Below are 17,804 nucleotides of genomic sequence, written 5' to 3'. Positions count from 1 at the left end.
CGCACGACCCGGCACGGCGTCTCCGCTCACGGCAGCTCTGCCCAGAGCGGCGTCCGCCCCACGACGCCCGTCGGCGGCGCAGGGTGGACCCATGAGCGACCACGAGACCCCACCCGTCCAGCCGATCGACCACGAGCTGATCCGCCGGCTGCACCACGAGCGCATCGTCGTGCTCGGCGACGAGCTCGACCAGGCCGGCGGCAACCGCATCTGCGCGCAGCTGGTCACCCTCGCCGCCGACGACCCGCGCCGCGACATCCGCCTCTGGATCAACTCCCCCGGCGGGTCGGTGCCCGCCATGCTCGCGATCATGGACGTGATGCGCGCCATCCCCAACGATGTCGCGACCGTCGCCGTCGGCATGGCGGCGAGCGCCGGGCAGTTCCTGTTGACGATGGGCACGGCGGGCAAGCGCACCGCGCTGCCGCACGCGCGGATCCTGCTGCACCAGGGCTCCGCCGGCATCGGCGGCTCGGCCGTCGACATCGAGCTGCAGGCCGACGACCTGCGCCACACGCGCGACACCGTGCTCGGCCTCATCGCCGAGCGCACCGGACAGCCCGTCGAGCGCATCCGGCAGGACTCGCTGCGCGACCGCTGGTACACCGCCGAGCAGGCCGTCGACTACGGCTTCATCGACCACGTCGCCGACCGGTTCGACGAGCTCTTCCCGCTCGAGCCGCGCGCGCTCGCGGGACTGGGGGTGCCGGCATGAGCTCCTACGCGATCCCCTACGTCGTCGAGCGGCGGGGCGGCGTCGAGCGCTCGCTCGACGTGTACAGCCGGCTGCTCTCGGAGCGCATCGTCTACCTCGGCACCGAGATCGACGACGGCGTGGCCAACGTGCTCATCGCGCAGTTCCTGCACCTGGCCTCGGAGTCGAACGACGTGCCGATCAGCCTGTACGTCAACTCCCCCGGCGGCTCGCCGAGCGCCGCGCTCGCGGTCTACGACACCATGCGGCACATCCGGCCGGATGTCGCGACGACGTGCGTCGGCCGCGCCGGCGGCCCGGCGGCGGTCCTCCTCGCGGGCGGGGCCCGCGGTCAGCGCTCGATGCTGCCGCACAGCACCGTGACCCTCCACCAGCCCTCGACGCAGGGACGCGGCACGGTGCCCGACCTGATCCTGCACGCCGACGAGGTCCTGCGGGTGCGCGCCGAGCTCGAGTCCGCGCTCGCGGCCGACACGGGCCGCTCGGCGGAGGCGATCCGGGCCGACACCGACCGCGACCTCATCCTGCCCGCGCAAGCTGCCGTCGACTACGGCCTCGCCGACCAGGTGCTCACCGCGCCGGTCCCGGCCGGGGCCGCACTGGCGCGGTGAGATGACGCGAACGGCTTGTTCCGCGCCGGCGGACCGCCGTTCGCGTCATCTCGGGCGCCGCCGGACGCGCCGCGGTCAGGCGGCCAGGAGGAAGGCGCCGGTGAGGGAGTCGGCCGGGGCGGCGAGCGCGGTCGGCTGCTCGAGGCGCGGGTGCGTGCCGGCGGTGGTGCGGATGTCGCGTTCCGCCGTCCGCACGGCCAGCCGCTCGGCCACGCGCCCGACGACCTCGGCCAGCTCGAGCCCGAGCGCGTCGGAGACCGCGCCGAGCACCTCGCTCGACGCCTCCTTTCGGCCCCGCTCGACCTCGGAGAGGTACTGCGGCGACACGCCCGCGGTCTGCGCGACCTCGGTCAGGATGCGCTCCTGCTCGAGGCGTTCCCCGCGGAGCACGTCGCCCAGTGCGTGGCGCCACAGCGGCTTCGCCGCTCGGGACGACTTCGGCGCGCCCGGATGCACCGGCGGATTCGGGAACTCGACGACCCTGCCCATGTCCCGAGGCTACGCAGCGCCCGCTGCGACCGACAGGTCGATCCGCTCACAGCAGAACGCGCTGTGCATGCCGGCCGCCGTGCGGTCGAGTCGCCGGGAATCGACGCGAACGGGCTCGGGAAGGTCGATTTCCGGCGACCCGCGTCACGACGCTGCGGTAGCGTCGCGGCATGACCGGCCCGATCATCCGCCCGGCGCGCATCGCCGACGCGCCCGGCATCGCCGACGTGCACTGGCGCAGCCACCAGTCCACCTACGTCGAGCCCGGCCGGGTCGCCCGCGAGCTCGTCGAGGCGTGGACGATGCGCGACCGCATCCAGGCGTGGGTCACGTACGCGGCGATCTCCGAGGGCGCCCTCGCTCCGCCTGCGGGTTTCCACGCCGTGGACCTGGTCGTGGCGGTCGACGGCGACCGCGTGGTCGGCTGGGCGGTCGCGAGCGCCGGCCGCGACGCCGACGCACCTCGCGACCTGGAGCTCGAGGGCCTCTACGTGCTCGACGAGTACCACGGGGCGGGGGTCGGGCAGGCGCTCCTCGACGAGGTCCTGGGCGATCGTCCGGCCTACCTCTGGGCGCTCGCCGACAATCCGCGGGCGCACGCGTTCTACCGGCGCAACGGCTTCGCGCTCGACGGCATCGAGAAGTGGGACGACCGGTGGCAGGTGCGAGAGGTGCGGATGACGCGCTGACGCGTCAGCGCGGCTCGTAGGTGAGGCAGTCGGCGTCGACCGCGCCCGGGCCGACGCGCACGGCTGCGGCGCTGCACTCGAGCGCGTCGTTGTGCACGCATTCCGAGCGCTGGCAGGCGCCGACGTGGCTGATCACCTTGTCGAGGCCGCCCTTCGTGCCGAGCGGGATGAAGGTCGCGCACTCGGCGTCGCCGACCGTGCCCGCGATGGTCACGGCCGCGGCGTGGCAGTGCGAGTGGTCGTTGTACGAGCACCCGGTCACCGAGCATTCGGCGACGGCGGGCAGTTCGTCGAGGGTCATGCTCACGGTGACCTCCAGAGAGGGTGTCGGACCGGCAGGTGCGGGCGATGCTACTCCCGCGGGCGATCGGCGACCAGCCCCCGCGCCCGCGCGTCGCGGCGACGGGCGACCGCCACGCGGCTCACAGCAGCCACGGGTCGATGCCGAGATCGCCGGCGCGCGGCGGGTCGGCGATCGCGGGCGGCGGCGGCATCCGTCGTCGCGCCATGGCGGCGGCACGGCCGCGCAGTCGCCCGACCGCGCCCGGCGAGCCGGCACCGAGCCGGACCAGGTCGCGGGCGCGCGGTCCGGTGGGGATGTCGCGGGGCAGCGCCGCGGCCGCGACGATCCAGCGCGGCATCCCGAGCAGGTCGAGCACGCCCGCGAGGCGCTCCGACTCGAACACGCTGTCGGGGTCGAGTTCCTCGCCGAGCAGCTCGGCGAGCTTCTCGGCGGCCTCGGGACGGCCGACCGCGATGGCGAACGCATCGGCGTGCTCCGCGCCGTGGGGCTCGGCGAGCACCTCGTCGTCGGCGCCGGGATCGCGCGAGGGATCGCTCGAGTACCGGCCGAGCTCGGTGCCCGACGTCCACGCGGCCAGGACGAGCTGGCGGTCGGCGCGGACGCGCACGGCGAACGCGGTCGTCGCGAACCGCTCGGCGAGCGCCGCGGCCACCTCGAGCACGCCCCGCCGCCCGGCGGCCACGGTGCCGTCGCCGGGCTCCCCGATCACCGGCAGCCAACCGTCGTCGGGCGCGGCGACCCAGCCCGAGAAGCGGATGGCGCGGAGCGCGTCGATCACGGCGGCCCGATCGGCATCCGATGCGCGCACGAGCACGGCGCCGTAGGTCTCGCCGGCGTGCCCGTCGGGCTCGGGCGGCGTCCCGGGAAGCGGCAGGGTCATGCCCCATCATCCCGCACGCGGCGCATCGCGCGCAGGGTCAGCAGACCAGCACGTGGCTCGTGTGCCGGTGCGCGACCTCGTAGCCCATGCCCGCGTAGAGGCGCAGCGCCCCGGTCGGGTTCTCCGCGTCGACGTCGAGCGTCGACCGCTCGAGCCCGGCCTCGGCCGCCGCGACGAGGTGCCGCGCGAGCAGCGCCTGTGCGAGGCCCTGCCCGCGGTGCTCGCGCACCACGCCCACGAGCCGCACGTAGGCGGAGGTGAAGCCCTGACCCTCCCAGTCCTCCTCGTTGCGCAGCGCGACCACGAACGCGACGACGCGCTCGCCGCCGTCGGCCTCGGCGTCGGGCGCGACCGCGAGGAACGACAGGCTCGGCGCGAACGCCGTCTCGGCCGTCATCAGGCGCCAGCTCTCGGCGTCGGTCGACTGGCTCCCCCAGTGGTCGGCGAACGCGGCGTTGCGGGCGAGGCGCGCGGACTCCGACCACCGCTCGGACCAGGGCTGGATCCGCACGCCCGCGGGCAGCGGCCGGGCGGCGGCGACCGGTGCGGCGAGGTCGCGCTCGAGCGTGGAGAAGTGGCGCGTGGGCACGAGCCCGGCGCGCTCGAGCAGCGACGCGGCATCCGTCACGCCCTGCTCGACGTACGCCATGATCCAGCCGGGCAGGCGCGACCCGGTCGCCGCGAGCTGCTCGCGCGCACGGGCGAGCTGCCAGTCGAGCAGCGCGCCGCCGACGCCCCGTCGCCGCACGTCGGGGTGCACGACCCCGAAGAGGAAGACGCGCACCATCGTCTCGCGGCCGGGCGGGCAGATCACGGCGCCGTGCGCGACCAGCCGGCCGTCCCGCCCGACGCCGACGAGCGTGTCGCGCACGGCGTCGACGTGCGGCAGCCGGAGCTGCTCGGCGAGCTCGTCGCGGTGCTGCGTCCAGTGCGGGTGGTCGACGCGGGCGCTCGCGGCGTGGAGGTCGACCAGGTCGTCGAGGTCGTCGAGCGTGGCCGGTCGCCACGTCGCGACATCCGGATGGGGGTCGGCGGCGGGCGGGTCGATCGCGCCCAGTCGCTCGGCGAGCGTCGGCGTTCCGGCCGGCTCCGTCGGCGGCATGGCTGGCTCCATCCCACGATCGTGGCATGGCCGTGCCGCGGGCGTCGACGTCGAGGTCGACGCCCGCGGCACGGGCGTTGGCGTCGCCGGTTACTCGGCGACCGGGATGGACTGGGCCTTGAGCGCGTCGATGGTCGACTGCTGGCCCTTCTCGAGCGCGTCCATGAGCGTGCCGCTACCGGACGCGGCGGCCTTGAAGCCGTCGGAGACGTCGGCGTACGTCTGCGTCATCGTCGGACCCCACACGAAGTCGGGGTTGACCTGCGCGGCGGCGTCGGCGAACACGTCGTAGATCGGCTGGCCGCCGTAGAACTCGACGCCCTCCGTCAGGGTCGGCAGCTCGAGGCCGGCCTCGGTCGCGGGGTAGATCGCGGCGGTCTGGTTGAGCGACGTGAGCGCCTCCTCGGAGGTGTTCAGCCACAGCGCGAACTTCGCCGCCTCGTAGAGGTGATCGGTGCCCTTGAAGACCGCGATCGAGGAGCCGCCCCAGTTGCCCGCGGCGTTGCCGCCCGACTCCCACTGCGGGGCGAGGGCGACCGACCACTTGCCGGCGGTGTCGGGCGCGCCCGACGAGATGGAGTTGGCGCCCCAGACGGCCGAGTTCCAGCTCCAGACCTCACCCGAGTTGTAGGCGTTGTTCCACTCGTCGGTCCACGCGGGGTAGGTCGAGACGAGGTCGTTCTCGATGAGGTCCTGCCAGTACTCGGCGACCTTCATCGACGCGTCGCTCGTGAGCTCGACGTTCCACTCCTCGCCGTCATTGGCGAACCACTCGCCGCCGGCCTGCCAGACGAAGCCGGCGAACTGGTTGATGTCGGTCTGCGAGAAGTTGGTGATGTAGCCGCCCTTCTCGCGGATCTTCACGGCCGCGTCGCGGTACTCGTCCCACGTGGTCGGGACCGCGATGCCGTTCTGCTCGAACAGGTCGCTGCGGTAGAACAGCGCCATGGGGCCCTGGTCCTGGGGCACGCCGTAGACCTCGTCCTCGGTGCCGAGCGAGACCTGGCCCCACGTCCAGTCGAGGAACTGGTCCTTCGCCGCGACGACGTCCTCGCACGCGGCGAGGTTCTCGAGGCCGTCCTGCACGCGGAAGTTCGGCAGCGCGTCGTACTCGATCTGGCCGAGGTCGGGCGCGTTGCCCGCCTCGAGCTGGTTGAAGAAGTTCTGGTACGTGCCGGCGTTGCCCGACGGCCCGGTCTGCACCTCGACCTGGATGTCCGGGTTCTCCTCGTTCCACATCGCGACCGCATCCTCGATGCCGGGGATCCAGCTGGTGAAGGTGAGCGTGACGTCCTCGCCGGCCGGCTCGCACGACGCCGCCGCGGCGTCGCCGCCGGACGTGTCCGAACCCGCGGCGCAGCCCGTGAGGGCGAGCGCTGCTGAGGTGAGCAGGGCTGCGGTGACCGCTCGTTTCGTGTGACGCATGGGTTTCCTCTTCTCGGTGGTGGTTCGACCCGGATGCCCCCGGGCGGGGTGTCTACTTCAGCGAGCCGGAGCCGAGGCCCGTGCGCCAGTAGCGCTGAAGCAGCAGGAACGTGATGATCAGCGGGATGATCGAGAGCAGCGAGCCGACGAGCACGAAGGTGCGCAGCTCGGGGAACTGGTTGATGGTCGAGTTCCAGGCGTAGAGCCCGTAGGTGACGGGGAACAGCTCCTCGCTGCGCAGCATGATGAGCGGCAGGAAGAAGTTGTTCCAGATGGTCACGAACTGGAACAGGAACACCGTGACGAGCGCCGGGAACATGAGCCGGATCGAGACGGTGAAGAACGTGCGCAGCTCGCCCGCGCCATCCAGCCGGCTCGCCTCGAGCAGTTCGTCGGGCACGGATGCCTCGGCGAACACGCGCGAGAGGTACACGCCGAAGGGGCTCACGACGCTCGGCAGGAAGACGGCCCAGAACGTGTCGGTCAGCTGCACGCGGCTGAACAGCAGGAACAGGGGCAGTGCGAGCGCGGTCGCGGGCACGAGCACGCCGCCGAGCACGACGTTGAAGATCGTCTCCCGACCGGGGAAACGGTACTTCGCGAGCGCGTACCCGCACATCGAGGCGAGCAGCGTCGCCACGACGGCGCCCAGCCCCGCGTAGAGCAGGCTGTTCAGCAGCCACTTGAGGTACACGCCGTCGCGGTAGGCGAACAGGTTGGCGATGTTCTCGAACAGCTTGAAGTCGGCGAACCAGAGCGGGTTCGTGCTGAACAGCTGCCCGCGGTCCTTGCTGGAGGCCACGAGCAGCCACCAGATCGGCACGAGGAAGTACAGCGTGAAGATCGCCATGACGAGCATCGCGCCGCCGCGCGAGAGGAGGCTCTCGCGCGGGCCGCGCCCGCTCGCGGGCGCTCCGCCGCTGCGGGCCTCGCCCTTCGGGTTGACGGCCGGGGAGGCCGAGGTCGCGTCCGAGCCGATCGCGGTGCTCATTCGCCCGCTCCCTTCCGTCGGGTGAGTCGCAGGAACGTGAACGAGAGGATGAACGTGGCCAGCGCGAGCACGACCGAGAACGCGGCCGCGAGCGACACGTTCGGGATGGAGCTCGTGGCGTAGATCGTCATGTTCGGCGTGTAGGTGCTCGTCACCGCGGAGCTGAACGAGCGGAACGTCTGCGGCTCGGCCAGGAGCTGGAGCGTGCCGATGATCGAGAGCACCGCGGTGAGCACGAGCGCCGGCCGCACGAGCGGGATCTTGATCGACCAGGCGATGCGCGCCTGTCCGGCCCCGTCGATGCGCGCCGCCTCGTAGATCTCCTGCGGGATCGCGAGGAGGGTGGAGTAGATGATCAGCATGTTGTAGCCGACGAAGACCCAGGTCACGACGTTCGCGATCGCCCACAGCACGAAGTCGGCCGAGAGCAGGTTGACCTGGCTCGTGAGCGCCTCGAACGGCGAGAGGTTCGGCGAGTACAGGAAGCCCCACATGATGGCCGCGATCACGCCCGGCACCGCGTACGGTGCGAAGAACGCCAGTCGGAAGAACTTCTTGCCGCGGATGAGGGGCGAGTCGAGCAGCAGCGCGAACAGCAGCGCGAGCCCGAGCATCACGGGCACCTGCACGATGCCGAACACCAGCACGCGCACGACCGAGGTCCAGAACGCCTCGTTCTGGAACACGAGCGCGTACTGCTGGAAGCCGCCGAACACCTCGGTCGCGGCGCCGTACGTGCCCTCGCGCTCGACGACGAGCATCGACTGCCAGATCGCGACGGCGATCGGCACGAGGTAGAACAGCACGAACATCACGGCGAAGGGGGCGACGAAGGCCACGATCGCCCAGGGGTGCTGCACGCGACGGCGTCGCGTCGTGCCCCTTCGGCCCCGGTCCTCCTGCACGGCGACCCGTGCGGCCGTGGGTGTGGTCGCGGATGCGGTCATGCCGCGCCCTCCTCTCTGATCACCCGGACCGCGCCGGCGGGCACCGTGAGGCGCCCGTCGACCGCGGAACCGGTCACGAGTTCGGCGCCGCGCGCGTCGACCTCGACGTCGGCGGAGCCGTGGTTCACGACGAAGCGCCAGGTGCGCTCGCCGTCGGTGCGACGCGTGACCTCGACCTCGGCCGAGGCGCCCGGCTCGCGGGTCGCGCCCGCGCCGTCGACGGCCCTCGCGACGAGGTCGCGCAGGCCCTCGCGCTCGAGCAGCGTGCCGAGGTACCACGCGTCCCCCGCACCGTCGACGCCCTGCCGCCGCGTGACCGCGGGGCCGCCGGCGGCGGGCCCGTCGGCGAAGCGGTCGAGCACCGCGGCATCCGTCGCCTCGAGCCGGTCGGCCCACAGCGAGGCGCGGGCGCCGGACTCGAGGGCGAGCCCGGTGCCCGGGAGCACGGGGGCGAACTCCTCGACCCGGATGCCGAGCAGGTCGCGCCAGGCCCCCGGGTATCCGCCGGGCCGCACGCGGTCGTGCTCGTCGACGATGCCGCTGTAGAACGTGACGAGGGCGTGGGCGCCGGATGCCACGGCCGCGTCGAGCGCGGCGGCGTCGGCGTCGCGCACGAGGTAGAGGCCCGGCACGACCACGAGCCGGTAGCCGGTGAGGTCGGCGCCGGGCCGCACGACGTCGACGCTCACGCCGAGGTCGTGGAGCGCGCCGTAGAGCGCGTGCACCTGGTCGAGGTACTCGATCGCGTGCGTCGGGCGGGTCTCGGCGTCGGACGCCCACCAGGACTCCCACGAGAACAGCAGGGCGACGTCGGCGTGGACGCGGCTGCCCGCGACCTCGTCGAGGGCGCCGACGATGCGGCCGAGCTCGCCGACCTCGCGCCAGAGCGCCGAGTCGGTGCCCGCGTGCGGCACGAGCGCGGAGTGGAACTTCTCCGAGCCCTGCAGCGAGGCCCGCCACTGGAAGAAGCACACGGCGTCGGCCCCGCGCGCGACGTGGGTGAGCGAGTTGCGCAGCAGCTGGCCCGGTTCCTTGGCGAGGTTCACGGGCTGCCAGTTGACCGAGCCGGTCGAGTGCTCCATGAGCAGCCAGGGTCCGCCGCCCGCGAGGCCGCGCGTGAGGTCGGCGGCGAACGCGAGCTCGGTGCGGGGCTCGCCCAGGCGGTGGTCGAGGTAGTGGTCGTTCGCGACGACGTCCATCTCGGGCGCCCAGGTCCAGTAGTCGAGGTTGCGGATGTGCGCGGTGACCATGAAGTTCGTCGTGATCGGCAGCGCGCTGTGCCGGCGGATCGCCTCGGCCTCGGCCCGGTAGTAGCCGAGGAGCTCGTCGGAGGAGAACCGCTGGAAGTCGAGGACCTGGCCGGGGTTCCGGCTCGAGATCGTGAGCTTCGGGGTGAGGATCTCGTCCCAGTCGGTGTAGCGCTGGCTCCAGAAGCTCGTGCCCCACGCCCGGTTGAGCTCGTCGATCGTGCCGTGGCGCTCGCGGAGCCACCGTCGGAACGCCCGCGTGCTCTCGTCGCAGTGGCAGAGCGCGTTGTGGCAGCCGAGCTCGTTGGAGACGTGCCAGAGCTCGACCGCGGGGTGCTCGCCGTACCGCTCGGCCACGGCCTCGACGAGCGCGAGCGCGTACCGGCGGAACACCGGCGAGCTCGGGCACCACGCCTGGCGCCCGCCGGGGTACCGGGTCGTGCCGTCCTCCATGACGGGGAGGATCTCGGGGTGGCGCGCCGTCAGCCACGGCGGGGGCGACGCGGTGGCCGTCCCGAGGTTGATGCGGATGCCGGCGCCGTGGAGCAGCTCGACGACCTCGTCGAGCGCGGAGAAGTCGTATCGGCCGTCGGGGCCCTGGAGCGCGGCCCAGCCGAAGATGTTGATCGCGACGAGGTCGACGCCCGCCTCGCGCATGAGCGCGACGTCCTCGCGCCAGACGGCGGGATCCCACTGCTCGGGGTTGTAGTCGCACCCGAACGCGATCCCCTGGTGCTCGAATCGGGGGCGACCCGCGGCGGGGGCAGGCTCGGCCTGCTGCGGCGGGATCGGCGCCAGCGTCGTCGCGGGGTGGTCCACGGTGCTCCCGGTGATCGTCATTGATTCTGTGAACGTGCACAGTTTCGCCTGAGCGGATGCCTCGGGCGATTTCTGTGAACGTACACAGAATGGCAGCGCGTCCTCGTCCTGTCAACACCCCGTGCCGATACAGTGAGTCGCATGGCCACCCGATCCGCCCGCCCGAAGCGTGCCACGGTGCACGACGTCGCGGTCGAGGCGGGCGTCTCCCGCGGCACCGTGAGCCGCTACGTCAACGGCGAGCGCTACGTCTCCGCCTCCGCCCGCGACGCCATCGAGGCGGCCATCGCCAAGGTCGGCTACGTGCCCAACACCGCGGCGCGCAACCTCGTCATGCAGCGCACCCAGGCGGTCGGCTTCATCGTGCACGAGCCCCACTCGCTGTTCGTCGAGGACCCGAACATCGGCGAGATCCTCCTCGGCGCGAACTCCCGGCTCTCCGAGGCCGACCACCAGATGGCCGTGCTCATCGTCGACTCCGAGCGCGACACCGACCGGGTCGCGCGCTACCTCTCCGGCGGCCTCGTCGACGGCGTCATCATCGTCTCGGCCCGAGCCGACGACCCCATCACGCGCGTCGTCGAGCGCCTGCACGTGCCCGCCGCCTATGTCGGTCACCCGCCCGGCGCGGCGAGCACCGCCTCGTTCGTCGTCATCGACAACCGCGGCGCGGCGCGGGCGATCACCGAGCGCCTCGCGGCGACCGGCCGGCGCCGCATCGGCATGATCGCCGCCGCGCTCGACCGCGACTCGGGTGCCGACCGGCTCGCCGGGTTCCGGGAGGCGCTCGGCGAGCGGTTCGACGAGACCCTGGTCGAACCCGTGCCGCTGTACGCCTACTCGTCGGGCCGCGACGGGATGCGCCGGCTGCTCGAGCGTGCGCCCGACCTCGACGGCGTGTTCGCGGCATCCGATGCGGTCGCCGCCGGCGCGATCGAGGCGCTGAAGGCGGCCGGGCGCCGCGTGCCCGAGGACGTCGGCGTCGTCGGCTTCGACGACAGCGCGTGGGCCCGCCGCACGACTCCGCCGCTCTCGACGGTGCGCCAGCCGGCCGCGGGCCTGGGCGCCGAGGCCGCGCGCCTCGTGCTCGCGCGCCTCCGCGGCGAGGAGGCGCCCGCCGAGACGAGCCTCGACTGCGAGGTCGTCTGGCGCGAGTCCGCCTGAGCCGCAGCGGGCTCGACGAGGCGTCCGCGCCGTTCAGGGACGCAGGCGACGACGATAGGCCGCCGGCGGCTCGCCGCAGCGTTCGCGGAAGCGCGCGTAGAACTGGCTCTGCGACCGGAACCCCGCCGCGTGGCCCACGTCGGGCACCGGCAGGTCGGTCGTCAGCAGCAGGTGCTGGGCGCGCGCGACGCGGCACTGCGCGAGGTACTCCCCGATCGTGATGCCGAGTGCGCGCCGGAACACGGTCATCGCGTACTGCGGGGCGAGGTGCGCGTGCCGCGCCACGTCGTCGATGCGGAGGTCCTCGGCCGCGTGCTCCGAGATCCACGCCGCCATCGACGCGACATCGGGCCGAGTCGCGCCGGCGGCGACGGAGGCGGCGCCGTCGGCGCCCGCCTCGGCGGCGAGCGCGGCGCGTCGCGCGAACCCCTCGATCTCGGCGGTGGCCGCTCGTCGGGCCTCGCCGCCCGCCGCGAGCTCGGCCGCCCAGACGCCGACGAGCCCGTCGAGGCCGAGGCCCGGCCGCTCCGGGATCATGAGGACCGCCCCGGTGAGCAGCCGCGGGACGAGCCCGCCCGCCAGCGACCAGCCGAGCGCGGTCCCGAGCGGCACCGTCAGCCACGAGACGTGGCCGCGCGACGCGTCGGTCACGAGCCGGTGCGGGCGCGCCGCCCAGAACAGGGCGAGCGTGCGGGGCGGGATGCGCACCGTGCGCCCGTCGACGAGGTACTCGAGCGGGTCGGGCGACAGGTTGAACTCGAGGTCGTCGTGCCGATGCGCGACGGTCATCGCGGCGGGTGCGCCGCGCCAGCAGGACAGACCGAAGGAACCGACGCCGTGCCGGGGCGCTGCCTCAGTGCTGCTCATGATCCCGGAATTGTCGCATACCGAGTGGGAAGTCCTGCGCGATCCTCCGGCCTAGCGTAGGACGCGACCCACCGAACGGAAGGACCGACCGCCATGACCATCGCCGAACCGTCCGCGCTCGCCGCGACATCCGCGCCGGCACCCGCACCCGCAGCCGCGCCCGCGAACGCACCGCACCACCTCACGCCCGAGCAGGTGCGCTTCTTCGACGATCACGGCTACCTCGTGCTGCGGGGCCGGATCCCCGCGGACCTGCTCGCGCGGTTGCAGGACGCGGCCGAGGGCTGGATCGCCGACGGACGCGCCCTCGCCGAGGACGACCCCGCAGCCGCCGACTACCAGTGGGCGGCCCGCGGCGGCGAGCGCCGCATGTTCCGCGTCGACTACCTGCACGGCAAGGGCCGCGCCGCCTCGCTCGAGCTGCTCGGCAGTCCCGCGGTGCTCGGCATCGCCGAGAGCCTCGCCGGGCCGGACTTCGTGCCCACCTACGAGTCGCTCGTGTTCAAGGACGAGGGCGACGGCGCGGCGATCGACTGGCACCAGGACGCCGTGCACCCGCGCACCCACCGCATCTTGAACGTCGACGTCTACCTCGACGCATCGCGCGCGGGCGAAGGCGCCCTGCGCGTCGCTCCCGGCTCGCACCTCGCCCCGGTCGACGTGTGCCAGCTGCAGGAGGAGTTCGGCTGGGACGCGCCCGGCGTCATCCAGGTCGAGCTCGAGCCGGGCGACGTGCTCGTGCACGACGTGATGGTGGTCCACGGCTCGGAGGCCGTCACGGGCAATCGGCTCCGCCGGACCATCTACTACGAGTTCCGTGCCGCCGAGCAGATCCTCGCCGAGGGGCCGTGGGACGCCGAGTGGATCGACCGGCGCCTGCGCCTGCTGCCCGTCGCGCTCCGCGAGCACGCACGCGCGAACCCCGAGGCCGAGCCGTTCGCGTGGAACATCGACCCGGCGCTCGCGCCGGCCGTCTCCGACGACGACGAGGCGGAGCTGCGCATCGCGCACCTCGTGCACTCGCCCGGCTCGTACTGCAGCGCCGGGAGCGTGCCGTTCACCTCGTGATCAGGCGCGGAGGGCCTCGGCGATCGGCGTCTCGCCGCGGTTGAACCGGATGGTGCGCCCGACCGTGCTCGGCTCGTCGAGGGCCGCGACCACGACCGCTGCGACATCCGCCCGGTCGACGTCGCGGCTCTCCTCGCCGCTCGAGTCGATCGCGCCGACGCCCGGCCCGTCGGAGAGCGTCGACGGACCGAGGATCGTGTACTCGAGGCCCGACGCCCGCAGGTGCTCGTCGGCGTCGGCCTTCGCGTCGGCGTAGTGCCGGAACGCGCTGTCGGCCGGCACCCGGTGGTCGACCCGTGAGCCGAAGTACGACACCATGACGTACCGGCGCACGCCGGCGCGCCGCGCCGCGTCCATCGACCGCACGGCCGCATCGTGGTCGACCGATCGGGTGCGCGCAGGGTCGCCGCCGCCCGCGCCGGCCGACCACACGACGGCGTCGTGCCCGGCGATGAGCTCGGCGAGCGCGTCGGTCTCGAGCGTCTCGACGTCGGCGACGACCGGATTCGCGCCGGCGGCCGCGACGTCGGCCGCATGGTCGGGATTCCGGATGACCGCATCGACCTCGTCGCCGCGCTCCGCGAGCAGCCGCTCGACCTGCAGCGCGACCCGCCCGTGACCCCCGATGATGAGCACCTTCGCCATCGCCGTCCCCTTCCGCCTGCTCCCACGTTAGCGACGGACGGCGTCGGGGCAACCCCGCGCGGCGCGCTGGCGCGCCGGGCCGCTCCGCGGGCAGAATGAGGCCAGCTGACACACGGAGGTGCGCATGTCGATCGAAACCGTGCTCTGGGGGGCCATTGCGGCGATCATGGCGATCGGCGGCCTCGGCCTGGCCGTGTGCCTGTGGGTGTTCGCGAGGTCGCCCCGCCCGTGACGGTCGGCATCGCCGCGGCGGCCGACGGGCCGTCCCGGACCCGACCGTGCCGGTGACCAGCGCGGGCGTGCTGCTCTACCGGCGCGCGCCCCTCCAGGTGCTCGTCGCGCACATGGGCGGCCCGTTCTGGGCGCGCAAGCGCGAGCACGCGTGGTCGATCCCGAAGGGCGAGATGGAGCCGGGCGAGCCGCCGCGCGAGGCGGCCCTGCGCGAGTTCGCGGAGGAGCTCGGCCTGCCCGCGCCCGACATCGACTACGCCGACCTCGGCACGGTGCGGTACGCGTCGGGCAAGCTCCTGCACGTCTTCGCGGGCGAGGCGCCGGGATTCGAGCTCGACGGCTTCGAGCCGGGCACCTTCGAGCTCGAGTGGCCGCCGCGCTCGGGCCGTACGGCCGAGTTCCCCGAGGTCGACGAGGTGCGGTGGGCGGATGCCGCGGACGCGCGCACGCTCCTCGTGAAGGGCCAGCTCGGCGTGCTCGACGCGCTCGAGCGGCACCTCGCCGCTCCATCCTGACGCCGCGATCAGCGCAGCGGCTCGTCCCATCCGGCCTGCGGGGTCTCGCAGGTCTCGCGGAACACGACCTGCGACGGCAGCTTTCGCTCGTGGCTGACCCAGTCGATCGCCGGACGGCGCTGCTCGACGGGTACGTAGCCGAGCCGGTACACGGCCATGAGCTCGAGCTCGTCGGGCACGCGCAGCAGCCGCACGATCTCCTCCCAGCGCCCGGGCACCTCCATGGGGAACGAGATGAACTGGATGCCCATGCCGAGCTCGACGGTCGTGAGCCACACGTTCTCCATCGCGGCGCCCATGCTGAACACCGAGTAGAACGACGAGAGCTGACCGGGGCGGTACTCCGCGCGGTCGAGCATGACGCCCATGAGCAGGGGCGAGCCGGCGACGAGCTTGCGGTTCTCCTCGCCGAGGGTCTTCGGCACGCCGAAGGTGTTCATGAGCTTCTGGCCGCGCGTGGTGAACACCTGCGCGGTGAACGGACGCAGCGCGGCGGGCAGCCGGTCGAAGAGCATGCCCGACCGCTGCTCCTCCATCTCGGCCTGGCTGAACCGGAAGTACGGCTTGTACCGCTCGAAGAACGTCCCGTTCGACATGGCCTCGGTCATGCTCTCGCCCGAGATGCGCGCGATGGCCTCGATGGTCGCGCGCTCCTCGATGAGCACGAACCGCCAGGGCTGGCTGTTCAACTGGGAGGGCGCGCGCCCGGCGGCCTCGATGAGCGTGCGCTGGTGCGCCTCCGAGACGGGATCGGGCAGGAACGGCCCGTTGGTGGTCTTGCGTCGGCGGATGGCCTCGAGCAGTTCCATGCGTCCTACCTCCTGGAGCGGATGACGGCGAGCGCGAAGGACGGCGCGGCCGCCAGGGCGATGAGCGGATGCCGCGTCGTGCGCGTGCCCGCGTACGGGATCACCGCGAGCGGCACGGCGGCGGGCGCCAGCGCGAGGGCGGCCGAACGCGCCGCACCTCGGGGGCGACCCCACAGCGCGCTCGATGCCGCGGCGCCCGCGAGCGCGCACGTCGCGATGTAGACGGCGTGGTGCACCCAGCGGACGTCGCGCGTGTCGACCAGCCGGAGCGCGACCGACGCGCCGAGTGCGCAGTTGACCGTGTAGCTCGCCGCGGCCGCGGCGAACAGCGCGGGGGCCGCCCGCATCAGGCGACGGGCGTTCCGCCGGCCGAGTCGGCGGGCACGGCCGGACCGTCGGAGGTCGCATCCGAGTGCCGACGCCGCCTGAGCCGGTACGACTTGCGCTCGTCGAGGGACGGATCGGGGTGGTCCCAGACCTTGATGATCGCCCAGCCGACGGCCGTGAGCGGCACGGCGAGCACCGCCCCGGCGACCCCGGCGAGGAGGCTGCCGGCGGTCAGCGCGATCAGGATGACGAGCGGGTGGAGCTTGAGCGACTGGGCCATGACCACCGGCTGGAGCAGGTCGCCCTCGAGCTGGTTGACCACGATGACGATCGCGACGACGATGAGCGCGACGACGGGCCCGTTGGCCACGAGGGCGACGAGGGCCGCCAGGATGCCGGCGATGGTCGCGCCCACGATCGGGATGAACGACGTGAGGAACACGATCACGGCGAGCGGCAGCGCGAGCGGCACCTGGAGGATGACGAGCCCGAGGCCGATGAAGAACGCGTCGACGAACGCCACGATGGCCGTGCCGCGGATGTATCCGCCGAGGACCTTCACGCCGGTCACGCCGATGCGCCGGCCGCGCTCGAGCCGGGCGCCGCGGTACGGGCGGAGGAAGAACTCCCAGATGCGGTCGCCGTCCTTCAGGAAGAAGAACAGGACCACGAGCATGAGCACGAGGCCCGTGACGAACTCGGTGACGCGCGACACCCCGGTGAGGGCCGTCTGGCCGAACTCGGCGCTCGTCACGAAGTCGACGATGGCGTTGCGGGCATCGTCGAGCTGCTGCTGCTCGATCGGGAACGGCAGCCGCTGGACCCAACCCAGCAGGTCGTCGAATCCCTGGGTCGCGGAGTCCACGAGCTCCTGCCACTGGCTCCGGACGGCGAAGACGATGGCCGTGATGATGGCGCCCAGCACGATGATGCCGCTGAGCAGGGTCACCCATGCGGCGAGCATCGGCGGGAGTCCGTGGCGCCGCAGCCATCCGATCAGCGGGCTCGCCGCGGCGGCGAGGATCACGGCGACGAGCACGGGGATCACGATGACGGTGACCTGCAGCAGCGCCCACACGGCGATGGCCGCGAGGATCGCCACGATGATCAGCTGGAGGCTCCGGATGGACCAGCGCCCCAGGCGATCGTTCCAGATCGGCCCGCCCGTGCCGCGCGCCGCCGGGTCGTCGGCGATGCCGCTCGCCTGCGTGGCGACCGTGTCCTGCGGGGTCCGGCGTCGGAAGACCATGGCACGACGATAGGCCCGCATGTGCGCGGTTGCACAGGCCTTGACGCGGTGCGCCTCAGGCCGAGCCGCTCCAGGGCGCGGGCACGAGCACCCAGCACACCTCGGCCGGCGCGTCGTCCTCGGCCGCCCACGTGTGCGGCTCACGGCCCGGGAAGGTCAGCGCGTCGCCCGCGTCGAGGCGGATGGCGCGGTCGGCGAAGCGCACGGTCACGGCACCCGAGATCACGTGCAGCACCTCGACATCGCAGTTGACGGTGTACAGCTCGTGCCCGCCGTGCGCGCCGGCCTCGAGGGAGGAGCGCAGCAGTTGCACACGCTCCTCGCCGCGCGGCGACATGAGGTGCTCCTCGACGTGGACGCCGCCGAGGTTGATGCGCGGCGCCTCCGCCCGCGAGACCTTCTGGATCTCGGGCTCGGCGAAGAGCGCGCCGACCGGGAGCGAGAGGACCTGGCAGAGCTGCACGAGCGTCGCGACGCTCGGCGAGGTCTCGTCGCGTTCGAGCCGGCTGAGGAACCCCTTGCTGAGCCCCGTGGACTCGGCGACCTGGGCGAGGGTCAGGCCCTGCGCCATCCGGGTGCTGCGGAGCTTGGCTCCGATGAACGGCCCGCCGGCGTCGGCGGACGGGTGGATCGGGCGCATCGGATCCCTTCTTGACGAAGCCGCGTCGATCGGCGTACCGTGTGGGACAAGTTTCCCCAATAGTACTGGA

20 protein-coding genes are annotated in these 17,804 nt (G+C 72.9%); 6 read left to right on the top strand and 14 right to left on the bottom strand.

All coding sequences use genetic code 11. The features are described from left to right. The first annotated feature begins 91 nt into the window (after positions 1–91). Both JOD46_RS06680 and JOD46_RS06675 read left to right on the top strand, forming a co-directional pair. Entirely contained in the window at positions 92–715 is a 624-nt protein-coding gene (locus tag JOD46_RS06680; RefSeq protein WP_204392702.1) for a ClpP family protease, read from the top strand. After that, on the top strand, positions 712–1,326 hold the full coding sequence (locus JOD46_RS06675; protein WP_204392700.1) for a ClpP family protease: 615 nt from the start codon (positions 712–714) through the stop codon (positions 1,324–1,326). Before JOD46_RS06680 ends, JOD46_RS06675 begins: the two co-directional genes overlap by 4 nt. 75 nt (positions 1,327–1,401) lie before the next feature. On the opposite strand, the gene JOD46_RS06670 is transcribed toward JOD46_RS06675, so the two are convergent. After that, on the bottom strand, positions 1,402–1,815 hold the full coding sequence (locus JOD46_RS06670) for a helix-turn-helix domain-containing protein (RefSeq protein WP_204392698.1): 414 nt from the start codon (positions 1,813–1,815) through the stop codon (positions 1,402–1,404). Between the two features lie 170 nt (positions 1,816–1,985). Here JOD46_RS06670 and JOD46_RS06665 point away from each other — a divergent pair, with 170 nt between their 5' ends. Then, positions 1,986–2,504, top strand: coding sequence for a GNAT family N-acetyltransferase (locus JOD46_RS06665; RefSeq protein WP_204392697.1), 519 nt, complete (start codon positions 1,986–1,988; stop codon positions 2,502–2,504). A 4-nt stretch (positions 2,505–2,508) separates the two neighbouring features. On the opposite strand, the gene JOD46_RS06660 is transcribed toward JOD46_RS06665, so the two are convergent. The 7 genes from JOD46_RS06660 to JOD46_RS06630 all read right to left on the bottom strand — a co-directional run bounded on the left by JOD46_RS06660 (position 2,509) and on the right by JOD46_RS06630 (position 10,240). Beyond that, positions 2,509–2,805, bottom strand: coding sequence for a DUF1540 domain-containing protein (locus tag JOD46_RS06660; RefSeq protein WP_204396367.1), 297 nt, complete (start codon positions 2,803–2,805; stop codon positions 2,509–2,511). A gap of 121 nt (positions 2,806–2,926) precedes the next feature. Further along, positions 2,927–3,688 carry a hypothetical protein gene (locus JOD46_RS06655; RefSeq protein ID WP_204392695.1) on the bottom strand — a complete coding sequence of 254 codons (762 nt, stop codon included), beginning with the start codon at positions 3,686–3,688 and terminating at the stop codon, positions 2,927–2,929. Positions 3,689–3,725: 37 nt separating this feature from the next. After that, a complete protein-coding gene (locus tag JOD46_RS06650) occupies positions 3,726–4,790 on the bottom strand; it encodes a GNAT family N-acetyltransferase (protein ID WP_204392693.1) in 1,065 nt (354 codons plus the stop codon). A 90-nt stretch (positions 4,791–4,880) separates the two neighbouring features. Continuing rightward, positions 4,881–6,215, bottom strand: a complete 1,335-nt coding sequence (locus tag JOD46_RS06645; RefSeq protein WP_204392691.1) for an ABC transporter substrate-binding protein — start codon at positions 6,213–6,215, stop codon at positions 4,881–4,883. A gap of 52 nt (positions 6,216–6,267) precedes the next feature. Next, positions 6,268–7,206 (bottom strand): carbohydrate ABC transporter permease, encoded by a 939-nt coding sequence (locus JOD46_RS06640; RefSeq protein ID WP_204392689.1) that lies wholly within the window; start codon positions 7,204–7,206, stop codon positions 6,268–6,270. Next, on the bottom strand, positions 7,203–8,153 hold the full coding sequence (locus tag JOD46_RS06635; RefSeq protein WP_204392687.1) for a carbohydrate ABC transporter permease: 951 nt from the start codon (positions 8,151–8,153) through the stop codon (positions 7,203–7,205). Before JOD46_RS06635 ends, JOD46_RS06640 begins: the two co-directional genes overlap by 4 nt. Beyond that, complete coding sequence (locus tag JOD46_RS06630) at positions 8,150–10,240, bottom strand: beta-galactosidase (protein ID WP_204392685.1); 2,091 nt, start codon at positions 10,238–10,240, stop codon at positions 8,150–8,152. Before JOD46_RS06630 ends, JOD46_RS06635 begins: the two co-directional genes overlap by 4 nt. Positions 10,241–10,360: 120 nt before the next feature. On the opposite strand from JOD46_RS06630, the gene JOD46_RS06625 reads away from it, so the two are divergent. Further along, complete coding sequence (locus tag JOD46_RS06625; protein ID WP_204392683.1) at positions 10,361–11,383, top strand: LacI family DNA-binding transcriptional regulator; 1,023 nt, start codon at positions 10,361–10,363, stop codon at positions 11,381–11,383. A gap of 33 nt (positions 11,384–11,416) precedes the next feature. On the opposite strand, the gene JOD46_RS06620 is transcribed toward JOD46_RS06625, so the two are convergent. Continuing rightward, positions 11,417–12,250, bottom strand: coding sequence for a helix-turn-helix domain-containing protein (locus JOD46_RS06620; RefSeq protein WP_204392681.1), 834 nt, complete (start codon positions 12,248–12,250; stop codon positions 11,417–11,419). A 93-nt stretch (positions 12,251–12,343) separates the two neighbouring features. On the opposite strand from JOD46_RS06620, the gene JOD46_RS06615 reads away from it, so the two are divergent. Next, positions 12,344–13,318, top strand: a complete 975-nt coding sequence (locus JOD46_RS06615; protein ID WP_204392679.1) for a phytanoyl-CoA dioxygenase family protein — start codon at positions 12,344–12,346, stop codon at positions 13,316–13,318. Here JOD46_RS06615 and JOD46_RS06610 read toward each other — a convergent pair whose 3' ends face one another. Next, positions 13,319–13,963, bottom strand: coding sequence for an SDR family oxidoreductase (locus tag JOD46_RS06610; RefSeq protein WP_204392677.1), 645 nt, complete (start codon positions 13,961–13,963; stop codon positions 13,319–13,321). Positions 13,964–14,241: 278 nt separating this feature from the next. On the opposite strand from JOD46_RS06610, the gene JOD46_RS06605 reads away from it, so the two are divergent. Further along, positions 14,242–14,709, top strand: coding sequence for an NUDIX hydrolase (locus JOD46_RS06605; protein ID WP_204392675.1), 468 nt, complete (start codon positions 14,242–14,244; stop codon positions 14,707–14,709). 8 nt (positions 14,710–14,717) lie between these two features. Here the strand turns inward: JOD46_RS06605 and JOD46_RS06600 are convergent, their stop codons facing one another. The 4 genes from JOD46_RS06600 to JOD46_RS06585 are packed head-to-tail and all read right to left on the bottom strand — an operon-like array spanning position 14,718 to position 17,734. Further along, on the bottom strand, positions 14,718–15,518 hold the full coding sequence (locus JOD46_RS06600; RefSeq protein ID WP_204392673.1) for a nitroreductase family protein: 801 nt from the start codon (positions 15,516–15,518) through the stop codon (positions 14,718–14,720). Between the two features lie 5 nt (positions 15,519–15,523). Continuing rightward, positions 15,524–15,865 (bottom strand): hypothetical protein, encoded by a 342-nt coding sequence (locus tag JOD46_RS06595; RefSeq protein WP_204392671.1) that lies wholly within the window; start codon positions 15,863–15,865, stop codon positions 15,524–15,526. After that, positions 15,865–17,094, bottom strand: coding sequence for an AI-2E family transporter (locus tag JOD46_RS06590; protein WP_204392669.1), 1,230 nt, complete (start codon positions 17,092–17,094; stop codon positions 15,865–15,867). The genes JOD46_RS06595 and JOD46_RS06590 overlap by 1 nt, the downstream gene beginning before the upstream one ends. Before the next feature lie 55 nt (positions 17,095–17,149). Further along, positions 17,150–17,734 carry a helix-turn-helix domain-containing protein gene (locus tag JOD46_RS06585; protein ID WP_204392668.1) on the bottom strand — a complete coding sequence of 195 codons (585 nt, stop codon included), beginning with the start codon at positions 17,732–17,734 and terminating at the stop codon, positions 17,150–17,152. Positions 17,735–17,804 lie beyond the last annotated feature (70 nt).

The sequence above is a fragment of the Agromyces aurantiacus genome, from assembly GCF_016907355.1.
Taxonomy (GTDB): domain Bacteria; phylum Actinomycetota; class Actinomycetes; order Actinomycetales; family Microbacteriaceae; genus Agromyces; species Agromyces aurantiacus.
The sequence above is the reverse complement of the archived record's forward strand: the minus strand, read 5'-3'. Positions and strand labels throughout refer to the sequence as shown.